Below are 17,938 nucleotides of genomic sequence, written 5' to 3'. Positions count from 1 at the left end.
GACTGAAGATGATCAAAGTCCATGATGACCGGACGCGCGCCGGGAGTTCGCCATGTCGCTCGTGCTGACAGTATTTGGCATCGCCGCGCAAGCCGAGAGTCCGGTCTTCTGCTACGCTTTCTTGCGCGACGTTCGCGGCACAGGCGCGTATCCGAAACCCAATCTGCCAAGAAACAAAGTACCCAATGGGACAACACGTCTTCCCCTCGGGGCATTTGAAGGGCTTGAATTGGTTTGTTGGGATAAAATACTGAATGACGACGAAGCAACTGCTGCTCAAGAAAACATCGCACTTGGCCGGTTTTCAGTTCCCAAACAGTGCCCTATTGAGTCCAGCACAGAATTTACTGGGGATTTAGGTGAACCCAGCATTGTCCGCGAAGGCAAAACCTGGGTTCGATCCAGCGGAACGGCAATTCTCTGGTGTCGAAGTCTGGCGATCTCCGGTGGGATCGATCGCATCAGTGAATGCTTAGCTAAATCGCAGGGTATCGGAAGAGCCCCCGCCGCGCTTTTCAAACTCATCGAGCTCATCGCCGAGCAATCCGGCCTCGGAGAAACGTTCAAGAGCGGACGGCGAATTGGCTTGGTCGATCGACTTTATCGCGAAGAAAACGACGTCTCCCTTAATGGACCACTTCTGACGGTCGTTCCTGAAAAACCTGACTTTCGTAGTAAGGCTCCGATGCTCTGCTGCAGTGTTCAGCGTCACTCTGCCGCGCAGGATCGGCCTTTTACTCTACACGTGTCCCTCGCCAATCATGACGAGCTGCTGACGGACTATATTGTTGAAATGCCAGCGGGCGTCCCGGAGGTGATAATCGAAGCTGCGTCACACATCACTGATGTCGTTCTGGAAGCCTTCAATCCGGACGGCAAGCTTGCCCAACGATTAGAAGGAACGTTCATACAAGGCTTCGAGTTCGGAATTGCGGCGCTTGGACGGGCAGATCTTTTGCCGAAGGTTTTTCGGGGGGCTCCGGAAAGCGCCGACCTTCAAGATCGGCCGAGAGTCAGTACCGTTGCTTTCAGCGGACCCTCTATCGGCGATCGTTCAGGCGGTTTTGACACGATCAGGCGCAATCGGCGGAGCGTTGCGGCCCTTGTCGGAAAAGAGAGCTGGTCGCCGACAAGCCTTTGGTTCGAAAGGGGCGTCGACGGTCAGATTGCGGTTATTCGCTGGATCAAGGTCAAGCTTGAAGAACCGAAAACCGCGAGCGCCTACCTGGTTGATCCCTTTCTCGGCAGCGAGGCGTTGCAAAGGGTCATCGCACGGCAAGGACACGAGAATATCACTCTTACGATTTTGATCTCTCCGGGCGATGTCGATCCGGACGCGGAAAGTCCGGATACAAAGGCGGTAGAAAGCCACTCAAAAAAATTGGTGGATACGGCGAACGAGTGGTCTGACCGTTTACGTGGTAAAATCTCGATCGTTGATGTGCAGCGGGGAGATAGGCAGCGCCAGGCATTCCACGACCGGTATTTGGTTGTTATTGACCACAATGACGTACCAACGGCCTTCCTCCTTTCCAATAGCATGAGCAAAGCGGCGGGCGATTGGCCTTTTGCAATTTGCGAGCTCGATCAAGTTACCTCGCATCGCGTGAAGGCCTACATCGAAGATCTGCTGCAGGGGATTGACGGAGAACGAGCGGTTAAGCCGATCATAATTTGGAGCAGCGAGCAATCGCAGCCCGTCGAGAGCGTGACCCAACCGGCGGCCGTAAGCGATCGTCCGGCTTGGATGGAGGTAGCGGAAGCCTTTCTCAATAAACTTCTCTTCGTCGCAACCCGGAATTCAACGGATGGGCACGAGATCGACGAAACGGTCGATGAGTTTCTTGCTGTTTGGCCCGCAGGCATGGACCTAAAGGCCCTCGCCGAAAAACTCATGCAGGTGGTCGGCTATCGCGAACAAAATGTCGCGCGAATATCCTCTCGCCTTGCGGCAGGAACCGATGAACAGCGTGATGTAGCCAGTAAGGTCGATGAATTGCTGCTGAAAAGGTTTCTTGATGGTCTACCCCGCGCTTCAGAGAACACGCAATCCTCGTGGATTCACATTCGCAAGCGGGACGAATTAATTAGACATCTCGGGCAGGCAATCGCCCGGAAAACGGCTCCGACCAACTTTGTTAGGGACCATCTGAACCCGGTCATTGAAGAACTCATACAGGCAATGGAATTCCAGAGAATTGACACGGGGACAACATACTTGACGCTGCAGATTGCAACCTGCCTTATCAGCCTCGGACTCCAAGTAGCCGGGACGTCCGGCGCGCCCCAAGAATTCCGAGAAGGAATGGCTGTAGACTTTATCCATTTGGCCGGACGGCTGATGCGCGCGGAGCCCGCACATACCAGGTTTGAACACGCAAACGCGTTTGACGAATTCTGGAGCGATGACGTCACCTTCTGCGTCCGTCAAATCTCAAGCGCGCGCGACGCCTTGGGATCAAAGGTGGAAGATTCGATCAACCGCGTGCTCGAAGACAGCATGGTCTTGCCAGCCTTCAAGGACATGCTCCGGGACGGCCCTACCACCGCTTGACCACCTTATACCGCGAAAGAACGTCAGACGACGTCACGAAAAACGTCAATGTTCTCCAAGATATTCGAGCAGGCAGGGTCACTCATAACGGTCTGCTTGCAGCTTCGAATTACAGTTAAAGTGCATTTTACTGTCCTCTGTCATCACGCTCGCATTCGCGCGACCCGTCGGCTGTCGTCGAGCTAGTTAGTGCAGCAACCAGCTGTGCGGCCCCCTTACCTCTGCCCGTCGGGCAAATTATCGACGTGCGCGGAAAATTGATTTTCTGTAACGGTTTCAACGTGATTTGCCCTGTCCAGACCCTCCAACAAAAATATTCCTCTTCCCATCTCCCCCCAAATCAGCGGCATAACTCCCGCCATCCCGTCCCGGTAGAGGGGCGTTGGCCATCGTCACGAACGTGGGGCGGGATGCGGTGGACGCGGCAGCGTCGGGCGCGTGGTGGTGTTCGCAGGGCGGGCTTCGGTCCGTGAGCGAACACAGCGCGCAGACGACCGGCGCCAATGCCCGGCTTGACCCGCCGAAGTCCGGTTTCGGACGAAGGCGGTTGGCAAAGTCGAGCGGCTGCGTACGGCAAAACCGTGTGGTCCTGGCACCCGTTGCTGGTGTCAAGCTGGCGGAGGATAAGTCGACCCAACCGGGTTTTGGCAATCCTTCAATCCGTCAGCGACGGTGACAAGACGAATTCGTCGCCGGGGAGAGCGCGGTATAAGCCGTAAAACCATTGCGCAGGGAATGCCGGAATGCTCCGACTGTACCTGTATGCTCGTGTGCGTTTTTTGCACACTTTTGCACACGAGACCGCGGGTGCAGCAAGCACCCGGCATTCCCTGCGCCCTCTATTTCTTTGGGCGAACCAGTCATTAACAGCTCGGGCGCATCGCGCCGCGAGAGTGCGGAGTCGTATTCTGTGGAAGCCACGTCATTGCGAGCCAACGGGTCGCGCGAATGCGCGCCCGATGACAGGCTCCGCGAGAGCAATCCATTGTCACCTCGCATGCGGAAAGATGGATTGCTTCGCGGAGCCTGTCATCGGGCGGCGCTTTGCGCCGACCCGGTGGCTCGCAATGACGGCTCATTAACTGAGAACAATTCGCAACAAATATGCTTCTGCAAGCGAGTAGCGACTAGGGTTGTGGATCGCCGCTTGATGTTAGCGGATGGGCTGCTAAACCGCCGCCCATGAACGCCAATGACCACAGCACCAAATCGAACGTCGCCGCGATTTCGATCTTCGCCAGCGCCGGCATGGCCGCGGCGAAATTCGTGGTCGGCATTGCCATCGGCAGCCTGGCGCTGATCTCGGAGGCGCTGCACTCGTCGGTCGACGTGGTCGCGACCGTCATCACCTGGCTGGTGGTGCGGGTGTCCGACCGCCCCGCCGACGACGAACATCATTACGGCCACGGCAAGATCGAGAGCCTGTCCGCGCTCGGCGTCATTGCGATGCTCTACGTGCTGGCCGGCGGCATCCTGGTCGAGTCCTGGAGCCGCCTGACCGAAGGCGCGCCGCCGCCGACGCTGTCGGCGATCCCGTTCGTGGTGCTGCTGATCGACATCGCCGTCAATTTCTGGCGGGCGCGGGCGCTGCATCGCGCCGCGCGCGACACCAAAAGCCAGGCGCTGGCCGCCGACGCGCTGCATTTTGCCTCCGACGTGCTGGGTTCGATCGCCGTCATCATCGGTCTCGCGCTTTCGGGGCTGGGTTACGTCTGGGGTGACGCGGCGGCTGCGATCGCGGTTGCGGTGATGATCGCGCTGCTGGGCTTGCGGCTGGCGCGCTCCACCGTGGAAACCCTGCTCGATCGCGCGCCGGAAGGCGCCGCCGAGAAAGCCACCGCGGCGATCCGGTCGGTACCCGGCGTGGTCGGTGTCGAGCGGCTGCGCGTGCGCATGGTCGGGCCGACGCATTTCATCGACGCCATCGCAAAAGTGCCGCGGACCTACCCGATCGACCGCGTCGAGCAGATCAAGCGGACGGCGCAGGCTGCGGTGGCCAAGGCGCTCGGCGACGCCGACCTCACCTTCACCGCGGTGCCGGTCGCGCGCGACAATGAGAGCGTGCGCGAGCGCATCATGGTGATCGCCCGCAATTCCGGTCTCGCGATTCACCACGTCACCGTGCACAATCTCGGCGACAAGCTCATTGTCGGCATCGACCTCGAAGTCGACGGCGAGATGGCGCTGACGGCCGCCCACGCCATCGCGCACGCGCTGGAGCGGAGCATCCGCGAGGATTTTGGCGAGGACGTCGAGGTCGATACCCACATCGAGCCGCTGGAGCCGGAATTGCCGCACGGCACCGACGCCGCGCCCGAGCGCGTCGAGGCCGTCAAGGCCGCGCTGTCGCGCTTTGCCGCCAATGGGGCCATCCACGACATCCATAATGTGCGGGTGCGCAACACCGACGCCGGCGAAATCGTCAACTTCCATTGCCGCGCCGCGCCCTCGATGAGCGTCATCAAGGTCCATGAGAAGGTCGACGAGATCGAGCGCGCGTTGCGCCGCGCATTTCCTTCCATCAAGCGCGTGATCAGTCACGCCGAACCGCCGCACGCGTAATATTACGGACCCGTTCCCGTTTCGGACTCACGCATGCAGTCCCGATTCCCCGTTGGACAAGATTTATTTCGCATTAACGAATCGTTGACTCTCGACAGCCCCGGAAAACTGGATTCAAATCGCTGTGATTCGGAAGCGGCGTGGGGCTCCTTCCGGACATTGTGCAAAAAGAATATTTTGGGGGTTTAGGCATGGCGCGCGCGCATGCGGCGAACGCGTGCGTCCAATCCGATTCGATCAAGGGATTGGCGCAATCGATCGCGAAACCTGCCTATCACAGGCTGCTGACCGCGGAGCCAGCGCTCCGCCGGGCGGTACCTACCCTCATCATCGCCTTCCTGATCACCATCTGTCTCGGCGCCTTCGTGCAGGTGATCGACCAGAGCCGGCAAAAACGCGCCGCGATGAAGCTCGACCTCTCGGCGCTCTCCGACATGCTGGCCGAGCGCCTCGACCGCGTCTCCTCGGTCCGGCAGGATCGCGTGACGAGCATCGAGCGCCTGCAGGCGTTGCTGCCCGATCTCATTCCGTCGTGGGGCTTCGCCCCCGGGCGTCATGTCATCGTCACCGGCGCGGACCATCGCGTGCTGGCCCGCGTCCCCGTCGAGAGCCTCGGCGACAGCGACGGCATCCTCGACGTCATCAGCACCGCGCAGCTGCTCGCCGCGCCGGGCCAGCAGGGCACCGTCAGCGACATGATCCTGCCCAACGGCAACGGCGCGATGGCCATTTCGCGGCTGGTCAAATCGCTGCCCGGCCAGGTCACCGTCATCCAGGAAAAAAACGAACCGCTGTGGGGCTCCGATGCCGCGCTGTCGGTCACGCTGTCCGCAACCACCGGCTTCGTCGTGCTGATCCTCGGCTTTGCCTTCCACTGGCAGTCGACCCGCGCCCGCGAGGGCGATCTCATCAATGACGCGGTGCGCGGCCGGATCGATACCGCGCTCAACCGCGGACGCTGCGGCTTGTGGGACTGGGATCTGTCGCGCGGCCGGATATTCTGGTCGGCGTCGATGTTCACCATGCTGGGGCTGGACTCCCGCAACGACCTGCTCACCTTTGGCGAGGTCAACGCACTGGTGAAATCCGACGACATCGACCTGTTCGAGATCGCCGACCAGCTGATCTCCGGCCAGATCCACCACATCGACCAGACCTTTCGCATGCAGCACACCGGCGGCCACTGGATCTGGCTGCGCGTCCGCTGCGAGCTCAGCCAGGCCGCCGCCGATAACGGCCTGCATTTGATCGGCATCGCCGTCGACATCACCGAGCAGAAGAGCCTCGCGGAGAAGACGGTGGAGGCCGATCTGCGGCTGCGCGACGCGATCGAGACCATTCCGGAAGCCTTCGTGCTGTGGGACGCCGAAGACCGCCTCGTGCTCTGCAACTCGCACTTCCAGCGCCTGCACAAGCTTCCGGACTCGGCGGTCACGCCGGGCACCTCCTATGAGACCGTGATCGAGGTCGGCAGCATGCCGGAGGTCCGCACCCGGCTGCAGGAGACCGGCGCGCAGGCGCCGGGCGCGCGCACCTTCGAGGCGCAGCTCGACGACGGCAGCTGGCTCCATATCAGCGAGCGCCGCACCAAGGATGGCGGCTATGTTTCGGTCGGCACCGACATCACCCGCATCAAGGAGCACGAGCAGAAGCTCGTCGACAACGATTTGCGCCTGCGCGCCAACGTGCTCGACCTGAAGCGTTCGCAGGCCGAGCTTGCCGATTTGGCCGAAAAATACTCGCAGGAGAAGAACCGCGCCGAGGAAGCCAACCATTCCAAATCGAAATTCCTGGCCAATATGAGCCACGAATTGCGCACGCCACTCAACGCCATCATCGGATTCTCCGAGATCATGGGAAGCGGCATGTTCGGAACGCTCGGCTCCGACAAGTATCAGGAATACTGCCACGACATCCTCACCAGCGGCAAATATCTGCTCGAAGTCATCAACGACATCCTCGACATGTCGAAGATCGAAGCCGGCCGCATGAAGCTCGACATGGAGCCGCTCGATCTGCCGAAGATACTGGCGGAATCGCTGCGCGTGGTGTCCGGACGCGCCGAGGACAAACATCTGACGCTGGACGCGGATTTCGAAAGCGCGATTTCCGTGGTGGCCGATCGCCGCGCCGTCAAGCAGATCATCGTCAATTTGTTGTCCAATGCCGTGAAGTTCACCCCCGATGACGGCAAGGTCATCGTCCGCAGCCAGGTGTTGAGCGATTCAATCGTGCTGGTGATCGCCGACACCGGCATCGGGATCGCCCCGGATTCGCTGCGGCGGCTGGGCAAGCCGTTCGAGCAGGTCGAGAGCCAACTGACAAAAACCTATCAGGGCTCGGGACTGGGGCTGGCGATTGCGCGGTCGCTGACCAATCTGCACGGCGGCACGATGCGGCTGCGCTCGAAACTCGGCACCGGCACCGTGGTTCGCATCACGCTGCCGCGCGATGGGCGAAAGGCAAAGGAAAAGGTTCAGGTCGCCGCTTGATGTGGCGCGTCAGAGAGCCTCGATCGACCGGGTCGCAGGCGGCGGCCTTAATCGTCCCAGATGCGCTCACCGCACCGGCATTCGTACATGCGAAGGGTTTTGCCCGTGCGCGGGTCAAGCATTACCTGAACGATGGTGGGCCGATCACCGCAGCGAATGCACCTGAGCTCTTCCTTAGTCTCTTCGCCGATCAGCTTGCGAGCACTAAAAAAGTTCATGTTGTGCCCCTATGGGTATCCAACAGGACGACGGAACTTGGTTCCGGAAAATTGGCTTAATAGTGAATATTTCGTGGCTCCATCGTAGAATTACTGCGCTCGGAGCAAGACCGGTGAACAGCTTGCTGCCGGGTTTGTCCCCTTTCAAGACACGCCATTGAACCTGTAGACTGTCACCTTGGAGCGAGGTCCCCCACCGCAAAGGATTTGTGATGGAAAGGGCAAGGTTCGGTAAAGTCAGGATTTCCGCGTTTGGCAGCGCCCGGAGTACTGCGACCTACCTGGTCGAACTTTTGATACTCGCCGCGAGTTACAGTGGCCTTGCCGGGTCCGCGCTGTTGCTACCCGCGATTAATCCGGCCGCGACGCCGTTGTGGCCACCAACCGGGTTCGCGCTCGCGCTGGTCCTGCTGCGCGGCTATCGGATTTGGCCCGCGATTTTAGCGGGGTCTCTCTCGCCTTACCTCATGGCCGGCCGATCGCTCCTGGAGTTGGGCTCAGTCGGGATCGGTACTCTCCTCGCCGCGTTTGCCGGGGCATGGCTGATTGGTCGCTGGTCGAACGGTCACCAGACGTTTGATACCCCCCCTGATGTCGCAAAGTTTGCAATTATTTCCTTTGTGCCGACCACGATAATTAGTTCAACCGTCGCCCTGGCAGGATTCGTTCTCGCCAACACACCCGGTCTTTACGATTCTGTCTTCACCTGGTTAACCTGGTGGCTTGCAGACGCGGCCGGGACCTTGGTTATTGCTCCGGTCGTCGTGCTCTGGGCGACGATGCCTTTGCGCGGTTTTTCCGAATGGAAGCTGCTGGAATCCGTCGTAGTCTGTGTTCTCGTGAGCGTCATCGGGATCGTTGCTTACAGCCCGCTCATCGGCAGTAACCTCATCAGCGATGACCTCAACGTGAGGCTGCCGTATCGGAGTCTTCTTGGCTTTCTGGTTTTACTACCGTTGATGTGGGCTGGTTTGCGCGGTAATCAACGCAACGTCGCCTCAGCCGCGCTCATTTTCTTCGGAATCGCCGTGTGGGGTTTCTCGGTGGGTAGCGATCCATTTCCAAAAACGGATCTGAATGGAGCCCTGCTATCGATGCTCGTGCTTTCGATCAGCATAACAGCGCCGCCTCTCGCGTTGGCTGCAGCAATTTCGACACGCCAAAACACCGAAGCCCATTTGCTTTCTGTGCAGAACCAATTGAACCGTCAGATTGAACGGAAAACTTTGGTGCTCAACAGCGTCAAACGCCACTTCCAAACTTTAATCGAAGGCGTTGTCGACTATGCAATTTTTGCGCTCGACAAAGAAGGGCACGTTGCAAGCTGGAATAGCGCCGCACAAAAAATCATGGGCTACACCGCGGACGAAATTATCGGCAAGCATTTTGGAATATTTTATCGACCGGACGAGCGCCGCGCGGGCGCACCAAACCACGCACTGGAATTGGCAATCCAAAGAGGCAAGCACGAAGTTGAAGGTTGGCGCATCAGAAAAAATGGCACGCCGTTTTTCATCACCGGCTCGGTCTCGTCGAACCGTGATGACGCTGGAAATCTGGCCGGCTTTATCAATATCCTCCGGGATGCAACCGAGCGACGCGACGCGGAAGAGAAACTGGTCCAGGCACGCGAACAGCTTGCGATGTCGCAGAAAATGGAGGCAATCGGCAAATTAACTGGCGGGATTGCGCACGACTTCAACAATCTATTGATGATCATTGGAGGTAGCGCCCAGATCTTTGCACGCCTACTTGATCCGAAACTGCCAAAAGCAATCGAAGCCATACAGACCGCGGCCAAGCGCGGAGAAAGTCTCACACGCCAATTATTGACATTCTCTCGTCATCAGCATCTTAGCCCGACGGTCGTCGATTTGAATGCTTCCATAAAGAACATGCGGACCATGATTGAAAGCTCGCTGCGCGGGAACATTGTGTATAACGAAAATATTGGTGACGGGGTTTGGCCGGTTAAAGTGGACCTCGCCGAACTGGAACTTGCGATTGTCAATATCGCCGTCAATGCCCGCGACGCAATGCCAAACGGCGGCACATTCACGCTATCCGTCAACGAGGTGACGGCGAATCAGGAGATCGGCGCCTTCCTTGCGATAACGTTTAGCGATACGGGCACTGGTATTCCGCCAAATCTTCTGTCCAAGATGTTCGATCCTTTTTTCACAACCAAAGAGGTCGGCAAAGGAACCGGGCTCGGTTTGTCGCAGGTATATGGTTTTGCGCACCAGGCCGGTGGAACGGTGACGGCAAACAGCGAGGTCGGAAAAGGAACAACGATTACGGTCTATTTACCGTCTTGTGCGGACGAGCAAATCACCAGCAAAGAGGCCTCCGCTGCTAAAACAAGAACACAGCATTCGCAACGGCAGACGGTCCTCGTTGTCGACGACAGCGCTGATGTGGCGGAAGTAACATCCTCGATGTTCGAGCATTTGGGCTATGAGACCATCTATCGAGATTCGGCCGAAGCGGCATTAAAACTGCTGGAAGCCGGGACGAAGATCGATCTCGTCTTCAGCGATATCGTCATGCCAGGGACCATCGACGGTGTCGGACTTACGAGAGAAATCCGTTCGCGGTATCCCAATTTGCCGGTGGTCCTTACGACCGGTTACAGCGATGCGGCAAACGCAGCTCCCCCAAATGTAAGGGTACTGCGTAAGCCGTTCGATACCGAGGCGCTAAGAGATTTTATCCATGATATTACGCCTCTGAGATTATTGAAACCATCCGGCGTGCCGCCGACGTCAAGCACGGCTAGCGCTTTGCGCAGAAGTTGATCGACCGTGGCCGGCGGCTGTGCCGACGCAGTAATCGAACAGGCTTCTTTTGTTACAGTGCATGAGTCCGGTTTTGGCGCTTTTCGGACCTCTCGCGATGTCCGACGTGAGTCCGGCGTGCCCACCATAGCGGACGTCCGCCGACCACTCCGAATTATGGGTTCACGCCCTCGATCAGCCTCCGGAATACCGAAAACTGAAAATGCTGAATGGCGGCCCATGGGGTCGCATGATCGTGGAGGCGGGTGTGAAGCAATTCGAAATCGCCTCCCAGCGCCCTGCCGAGGCTCGCGGCGTCATGACAGACGATCGGCAAGCCGCTGCAACGCTCGGGACCATTCATCGCGAACGTGCCAATGATGACATGGCCGCCCGGCTTGACGGCTTTCTCAAGCCGCTCGACATAAGCGGCCTGATCGGCCGCTGTGGTGAGGAAATGGAAGGCGGCGCGGTCATGCCAGATATCGAAAAGCTGTGTCGGGTGCCATTTTGTGACATCTGCCGCGATCCACCGCGCCCTCGTCGCTCTGTCACCGAGCCGGGTCCTGGCAGCGTCAAGCGCCGCTTCCGACAGATCCAATACGGTCACATTGATGAAGCCGCGGTCGATCAGCGCATCAACGAGATGTGACGCTCCCCCGCCGACGTCCACGACGGCGGCGGCAGGCGCAGGCCTGGCAAGGTCGATCAATTCGAGCGAGGGTGCGGGGCTCTCCTGAAACCAACTGACCTCGTTCTCCGCCTTCGTGCGGTAGACATTCTCCCAATGGGCCTTTCGGCTCGCATCGTTCATAAGCGTCTCTCCGGCCCGCGATCACGGGGAATGCTGGAATGGCCACGCCTCCGATACTCAGCGACAAGCATACCACCTCCCCCTCGGTGTTTGTATGGTGGTGCCGTCTTACGCCGACAGATTCAGATCGCGGTCAAGCCGCCATCGACTGGGAGGTCCACGCCTGCGATGAAGCTTGCTTCGTCAGAAGCGAGGAACAAGGCGGTCGACGCGATCTCCTCCGGGCGGCCGAGCCGCCCGAACGGGACGGCCGCGGCGAACTGGGCGCGGGCTTGGTCGGCCCCCTCCTTGGTCGGCGCCTGCTGCTCGAAGATCGGCGTGTCGATCGGTCCCGGGCTGATCGCATTGACCCGGATGCGACGATCCTTCAACTCAGCCGTCCAGGTGCGGACGAAGGAGCGGACTGCAGCCTTGGTGGCGCTGTAGGCGGTGAAGCCGGGGATGCCCTTGTTCTCGGCGATCGAGGTGATCACAATGATCGCCCCGCCGTCATTCAAAAGCGGCAGGGCCTTCTTCACCGTGAAGGCCAAAGCCCGCGTGTTAATCGCAAAGAGCTTGTCGAAGCTTTCTTCCGTCATCTCGGCGAGCGGCTGAGGATCGACGATACCCGCCCCGGCAAAGAGGATATCGATCTTCCCCTTCTCGCTGGCAATCCTGACGTAGAGTCGGTCGAGATCGGCGAGGTTGGACACGTCACCCCGCACTGCGGCGACGCTGCGGCCGATCAGCGATACCGCCTTGTCCAGTTCGGTCTGGCGGCGCCCGGTGATGTAGACGAAGGCGCCTTCTTCAACGAAGCGCTTGGCGGTGGCGAGACCTATTCCGCTGCTGCCGCCAGTGACGAGGGCAACTTTTCCTTGGAGCTTTGGCATTGAAATCCTCTTTACAAGATGGGAACGGCCGCGCTTGGGCCGGTCGGGAAAACGGCGCGCCGGACGGTTGGAGCGCTCGGGAAACGATCGCCTGGGGCTGGCTCAGACGGAGCACATGCCGCCATCGACCAGCAGTTCGCTGCCGGCGACGAAGCTGCTGTCCTCAGAGGCCAGGAACAGCATCGCGGCCGCGATCTCTTCCGGCCGCGCCATGCGGCCGAGCGGGATGCTCGCGGCATGCTTGGCGCGGACCGCGGCCGCCTCATCGGGCGAACTGACCTGGGCATCGATCAGCGGCGTGTCGCAAGGACCCGGCGTGATCGTATTGACCCGGACGCCCCGGTCCTTGAGCTCCATCGTCCAGGTCCGGGCATAGGAGCGCAGTGCTGTCTTGGAGGCGGCGTAGGCGCTCCGACCGGGGAAGCCGCGCAGGGCGGCGATCGTGCTGGTCAGGATGACGGATGCGCCATTGTTCAGGAGCGGCAGCGACTTCTGCACCGTGAACAGCACGCCGCGGGCGTTGACGTCGAAATTGTGGTTGAAGCTCTCGATGGTGACATCGGTAAGTTTCACGCTGTCGACGGCGCCGATATTGGCGACCACCACGTCGAGCTTGCGGCCATCGGAAGCGACCCTGGCGTAGAGGCGGTCGAGATCCTCGAGCTTGCGGACGTCGCCCTGGACGCCGGCGATGTTCCGGCCGATCGAGGTGACCGTCTTGTCCAATTCGTCCTGACGGCGGGCGAAGATGTAGACGAACGCCCCTTCGGCGACGAACCGCTGTGCCGCTGCCAGTCCAATCCCGCTGGTGCCGCCGGTAATCACGGCGACCTTGTTCTGTAGTCTCGACATCGTTGCTTCCTCAATCGCTGGAGTCGGGCGCGGCGCGAGCCGTTCCCTTGAAGACCGCAGCCTAGCGGCGCCCTGCCGCCACCGTCGTGTCAGCAGCCGCGGCGGAATAGCAGTCATTCCAGGATGGAATTATCGCCCGGCGGCGTCAGCTACAGCCGTCCGTCCGGTTTCCCGAGCCTCCAGTTTCGGAGCTTGAATCACGTCTGCGGCGGCCCCATCAACCCGCAATGCCCAGTCGCGGAGCCGCTAATGCTCTGACTACACTTTCGCTTTCAGCAGCAAAGCGGACTTGGCCGGACGTGTGGCCGGCTCCCTTCGGTCGCGAATGATATTTTCAAGCGTGTGCTTGGAAAATGGTGGTAGGCTGACGCATCGAGCATCGGGGTGGACAACTGGATAACGCGGACCGTGCGACCGGCCCAAGGCAAATCAAATGAGTATGGCGGGTTGAAGCACGATTGGATGAAGCGGCTCTAGAAGCCGCGCTGGCGTTGATCGTGTGACGACCAGCTTCATGACAGGCCGGCTCTATTGATATCGTAATCCCGGTGATAGGGGCGCCTTCATTACAAGAAACAAACGCACCCGTATTTCCCGACGTGTTTCTCACTAGGACTCGCCATGAAAGAGCTTCACGGAAAAGTTGCGGTGATTACAGGTGCGGCCAGTGGATTTGGTCGTGAATTTGCGATCCGTTGCGCCGACGAAGGAATGAAGGTTATTCTCACAGATATCGATACAGGTGGCTTAGGTACCACCGTCGCGCTGCTCAAGCCTGGCACCGAGTCCCTCGTGATTGGCAGCGACGTCTCAAGTGCCGACAGCATTGAGCATCTGGCAAGGTCGACATACGACCGCTTTGGCGCATGCCACCTGCTCTTCAACAACGCGGGCGTGGGAACGGCGGGGCCGATCTGGACGGCCACGCTCGACGACTGGAAGTGGACGTTGGGTATCAACGTGATGGGTGTGGTACACGGGTTGCGCAGCTTCGTGCCGCGCATGCTGGCGCAAAAGGAAGAGTCTTACATAGTCAACACGGCCTCCGCAGCGGGTCTGCTTGCGCCCCCGGGCTCCGGCGTCTATGCCGCGAGCAAACACGCCGTCGTCGCGATCACGGAATGCCTTCATCACGAGCTGCGCGGCCAGAATGCGCCGATCGGCGTTTCCGTGCTATGCCCCGCATTTGTTGATACCGGGATATCGAACTCCGAACGCAACCGGCCCGCGCAACTCGCGGACTCCAATCCGGAAGCGGAGCAGTACTCGGATCGCATCAGACAGGCGATCAAATCAGGAAAGCTTTCCGCCGCCGATATCGCAAGGATCACGATCGACGCGGTGAAGGACGGGCGCTTCTATATTCTGCCGCACCCGAACGTGAAAATCGCGGTGGAAATCAGGATGAACGATATTCTGTTGGATCGGCAGCCGACCAATACATCGCAGCGCTGACGTCGCCGATTTTCCGCAATTGTTCATCGGCGCGTCGTTGTGGCATCGTTTGCGCCAATGTCGCATCTTGGCACATCGCGACATTTCGCTGCGCCGCCGGATTTGGTCTCTATCGGCGCACAGCGGACTTCAATCAAGCAGCAGCGACCAAGCTCAATTCATAGGTACGCCAGCTTTCACTCCAGCGTCGGCGCGACTTCGCGGGCGACCTGCACCAGCGCAGCGATCAACGGCGTCATCGGATCGCGCTGCGGGATCACGAGGCCAATGCTGTAATTGACCGCGGGATCGACGATCGGAATGCTGCGGACGGTATCAGCAAGGCCCAGCGTCTCCGCGAGTTTGGCGGGCATCACGCTGGCCCAGCGGCCGGTCTTGACGTGGGTATAGAGCACCAGCAGCGAATTGGAGGTCAGCGTCGGCGTCGCCTCGGCGCCGACCGAAAGCAGCGCGCGATCGATGATGCGCCGGTTCTGCATGTCCGGGGTCAGCAGGCACAGCGGCACCTGCCCCACTTCCTTCCAGGTGACCTGCTTGCGGTCGCCGAACATGCCGTCGGGCGACGTCAGCAGGCGATAGCTCTCGTTATAGAGCGGAATGGTGCGAACCCGGCCGATCGGCTCGTTCTCGATATAGGTCAGGCCGGCATCGACCTCGAGATTTTCCAAAAGACCCAGCACGTCTGCGGAGGTGCAGGACTGAATCCGGAAGCGCACGTCCGGATGGCGCGCGCGGAACGGCGTGGTCAGCGATGCCACCATGCCGAGCACGGTCGGGATCGCCGCGATCCGGATCTCGCCCGACAGCTTGTCCTTTAATCCGTTGATCTCCTGCTTCATCGCGCGGGCGTCGCCGACGATGCGCCGCGCCCAGTCGAGCGTGCGCTCGCCCTCCGGCGTAAAGCCCTGGAAGCGGGAGCCGCGCTGCACCAGCATAACGCCGAGGATTTCCTCGAGCTGCTTGAGGCTGGTCGACATCGTCGGCTGGGTGACGCCGCAGGCCTCGGCGGCCCGTCCGAAATGACGTTCCTTGGCCAGCGCGAGCAGAAGTTCAAGCTTGTCGATCAAGAAGGGAGCCTCACAGGATAGGTAGAATAGCCGTCATGAATATCACGGCCGCTGCCGGACCCATACGCCAAAAGCCGCGCCTTGGGCGCGCGATTTTCACATTGCATTTCCAAATCGCCCGATTTCCCGGGAACATTGATCGCGTTTTGATATCGCAGCATGAGACAGCTTTATTGATCTTTGGAGCAATTCCAACTCTCATCAGCGGGTGCCAGCAACCCCTGATTTGAGAGCGCGGATGACACCGGTCTATGAACCCTGGGATGAGGCGCGCGGCGCCGAAATCATCGCCGAGCACGACACGCTCGAAGGCGCCACGCTGGTGATCCTGCATGCGCTGCAGGAAGCCTTCGGTTACGTGCCGGAGCCGGCGATTCCGATGATCGCCGCAGCACTCCATCTGTCGCGCGCCGAGGTCCACGGCGTGTTTACCTTCTACCACGATTTCCGGCACCAACCCGCCGGCCGCCATGTGCTGAAACTGTGCCGCGCCGAGGCCTGCCAGGCCGCGGGCGGCGATGTGCTGGCCGCGCGCGCGGAAGCAAAACTCGGCATTTCCCTTGGCAACACCACCGCCGATGCGCGGGTGACGCTGGAGCCGATCTATTGCCTCGGGCTCTGCGCCACCGCGCCGTCGGCGATGCTCAATGGCCGTCTCGTCGGCCGGCTGGATGACGCAGGGATCGATGCGCTGGTGGCGGAGGTGCAGCGATGACGATGCGCATTTTCATTTCCCGCGATGCCGGTGCGGTCGCCGTCGGCGCCGATGACGTCGCCGTCGCGCTAGAGCAGGCCGCCGCAAAGCGTGGCCTCGCCGTCGAGATCGTCAGGACCGGATCGCGCGGGCTCTATTGGCTCGAGCCCATGATCGAGGTCGCAACATCGCAAGGCCGAGTCGCGTTCGGCCCGGTGACCACGACCGACGCGCGGTCGGTGCTGGATGCGATGGCAGCCAGCGGCCCGCATCCGCTGCGGCTTGGTGTCGCCGACGAAATCCCCTGGCTGAAGCGGCAGACGCGGCTGACCTTCGCGCGTTGCGGCGTGATCGATCCGCGCGTGGTCGAGGATTATCGCGCCCATGAGGGCTTCAAGGGCCTGGAACGGGCGCTGCGGCTGACCCCGGACGAAATCCTCGCCGATGTCACCGCCTCAGGGCTGCGCGGCCGTGGCGGCGCCGGCTTTCCGACCGGGATCAAATGGAAGACTGTGGCGCAGGCCAGCGCCGAGCGGAAATACATCGTCTGTAACGCCGACGAAGGCGACAGCGGCACGTTTGCCGATCGCATGATCATGGAGGGCGATCCCTTCGTGGTGATTGAGGGCATGACGATTGCGGGCATCGCGGTCGGCGCCAGCAAGGGTTACATCTACATCCGCTCGGAATATCCGCACGCCGTGGCGGCAATGAAGGCGGCGATATCGGCCGCGAAACGCGCCGGCTATCTCGGCGCCCGCATCAACGGCTCCGCGCACGATTTCGACCTCGAAGTCCGCGTCGGCGCCGGCGCCTATGTCTGCGGCGAAGAGACCTCGCTCCTGGAAAGCCTGGAAGGCCGCCGCGGCATCGTGCGCGCCAAGCCGCCGCTGCCGGCGCATAAGGGCCTGTTCGGCAAACCCACCGTGATCAACAACGTGCTGTCGTTCGCGGCGATCCCCTTCATCCTGGCCGGCGGTGCAACAGCCTATGCGGATTCCGGGATGGGCCGTTCGCGCGGCACCATGCCGATCCAGTTGGCCGGAAACATCCGATATGGCGGCCTGTTCGAGACCGCCTTTGGCGTTACCCTCGGCGAACTGATCGACGATATCGGCGGCGGCACCTTGACGGGCCGTCCGGTCCGCGCGGTGCAGGTCGGCGGCCCCCTGGGCGCGTACTTTCCCCGCGCGCTGTTCGATACGCCGTTCGATTACGAAGCGTTTGCGGCGCGCGACGGCCTGATCGGCCATGGCGGCATCGTGGTGTTCGACGACAGCGTCGATATGGCGAAGCAGGCGCGCTTTGCGATGGAATTCTGTGCGGTGGAATCCTGCGGCAAGTGCACGCCGTGCCGGATCGGCTCCACTCGCGGCGTCGAGACCATCGACAAGATCCGCGCCGGCGAGCGCGTGGCTGAAAATCTCGCGGTGGTCGAAGACCTCTGCAACACCATGAAATTCGGCTCGCTCTGCGCGCTCGGCGGCTTCACGCCCTATCCCGTCATGAGTGCACTGAAACATTTTCGGGAAGATTTTGGCCCGGCACCGGCCCGTCTGCAGGCCGCGGAGTAAAGGAAAT

Annotated in this window: 11 protein-coding genes; 7 read left to right on the top strand and 4 right to left on the bottom strand. The window is 60.6% G+C overall.

Translation table 11 applies throughout. The features are described from left to right. Positions 1-52: 52 nt before the first annotated feature. The 4 genes from NL528_RS17180 (at position 53) to NL528_RS17165 (ending at position 10,624) form a co-directional block, all read left to right on the top strand. A complete protein-coding gene (locus NL528_RS17180; protein ID WP_309183870.1) occupies positions 53-2,554 on the top strand; it encodes a VPA1262 family N-terminal domain-containing protein in 2,502 nt (833 codons plus the stop codon). Positions 2,555-3,736: 1,182 nt separating this feature from the next. After that, entirely contained in the window at positions 3,737-5,116 is a 1,380-nt protein-coding gene (locus NL528_RS17175; RefSeq protein ID WP_309183868.1) for a cation-efflux pump, read from the top strand. Positions 5,117-5,307: 191 nt separating this feature from the next. Then, positions 5,308-7,608, top strand: coding sequence for an ATP-binding protein (locus NL528_RS17170; protein ID WP_309183867.1), 2,301 nt, complete (start codon positions 5,308-5,310; stop codon positions 7,606-7,608). A gap of 430 nt (positions 7,609-8,038) precedes the next feature. Beyond that, positions 8,039-10,624 carry an MASE1 domain-containing protein gene (locus NL528_RS17165; RefSeq protein ID WP_309183866.1) on the top strand — a complete coding sequence of 862 codons (2,586 nt, stop codon included), beginning with the start codon at positions 8,039-8,041 and terminating at the stop codon, positions 10,622-10,624. A gap of 154 nt (positions 10,625-10,778) precedes the next feature. Here the strand turns inward: NL528_RS17165 and NL528_RS17160 are convergent, their stop codons facing one another. From NL528_RS17160 to NL528_RS17150, 3 genes are all read right to left on the bottom strand, one after another. Continuing rightward, complete coding sequence (locus tag NL528_RS17160) at positions 10,779-11,417, bottom strand: class I SAM-dependent methyltransferase (RefSeq protein ID WP_309183865.1); 639 nt, start codon at positions 11,415-11,417, stop codon at positions 10,779-10,781. Positions 11,418-11,539: 122 nt separating this feature from the next. After that, on the bottom strand, positions 11,540-12,289 hold the full coding sequence (locus tag NL528_RS17155; RefSeq protein WP_309183864.1) for a glucose 1-dehydrogenase: 750 nt from the start codon (positions 12,287-12,289) through the stop codon (positions 11,540-11,542). A gap of 102 nt (positions 12,290-12,391) precedes the next feature. Further along, positions 12,392-13,141, bottom strand: a complete 750-nt coding sequence (locus tag NL528_RS17150) for an SDR family oxidoreductase (RefSeq protein ID WP_309183863.1) — start codon at positions 13,139-13,141, stop codon at positions 12,392-12,394. Positions 13,142-13,762: 621 nt separating this feature from the next. Between NL528_RS17150 and NL528_RS17145 the strand changes: the two genes are divergently transcribed. Next, entirely contained in the window at positions 13,763-14,596 is an 834-nt protein-coding gene (locus NL528_RS17145; RefSeq protein WP_309183862.1) for an SDR family NAD(P)-dependent oxidoreductase, read from the top strand. Between the two features lie 176 nt (positions 14,597-14,772). Here NL528_RS17145 and NL528_RS17140 read toward each other — a convergent pair whose 3' ends face one another. Then, a complete protein-coding gene (locus tag NL528_RS17140; RefSeq protein WP_309183860.1) occupies positions 14,773-15,663 on the bottom strand; it encodes a LysR family transcriptional regulator in 891 nt (296 codons plus the stop codon). Positions 15,664-15,901: 238 nt separating this feature from the next. Between NL528_RS17140 and NL528_RS17135 the strand changes: the two genes are divergently transcribed. Both NL528_RS17135 and NL528_RS17130 read left to right on the top strand, forming a co-directional pair. Beyond that, the gene (locus tag NL528_RS17135; protein ID WP_309183859.1) at positions 15,902-16,378 is read left to right on the top strand and encodes a formate dehydrogenase subunit gamma; all 477 of its coding nucleotides are present in this window, start codon (positions 15,902-15,904) and stop codon (positions 16,376-16,378) included. Beyond that, entirely contained in the window at positions 16,375-17,931 is a 1,557-nt protein-coding gene (locus tag NL528_RS17130; RefSeq protein WP_309183858.1) for an NADH-quinone oxidoreductase subunit NuoF, read from the top strand. Before NL528_RS17135 ends, NL528_RS17130 begins: the two co-directional genes overlap by 4 nt. Positions 17,932-17,938 lie beyond the last annotated feature (7 nt).

The organism is Bradyrhizobium sp. Ash2021 (genome assembly GCF_031202265.1).
Classification (GTDB): Bacteria; Pseudomonadota; Alphaproteobacteria; order Rhizobiales; family Xanthobacteraceae; genus Bradyrhizobium.
This window is presented reverse-complemented; position numbering and strand designations above follow the sequence as displayed.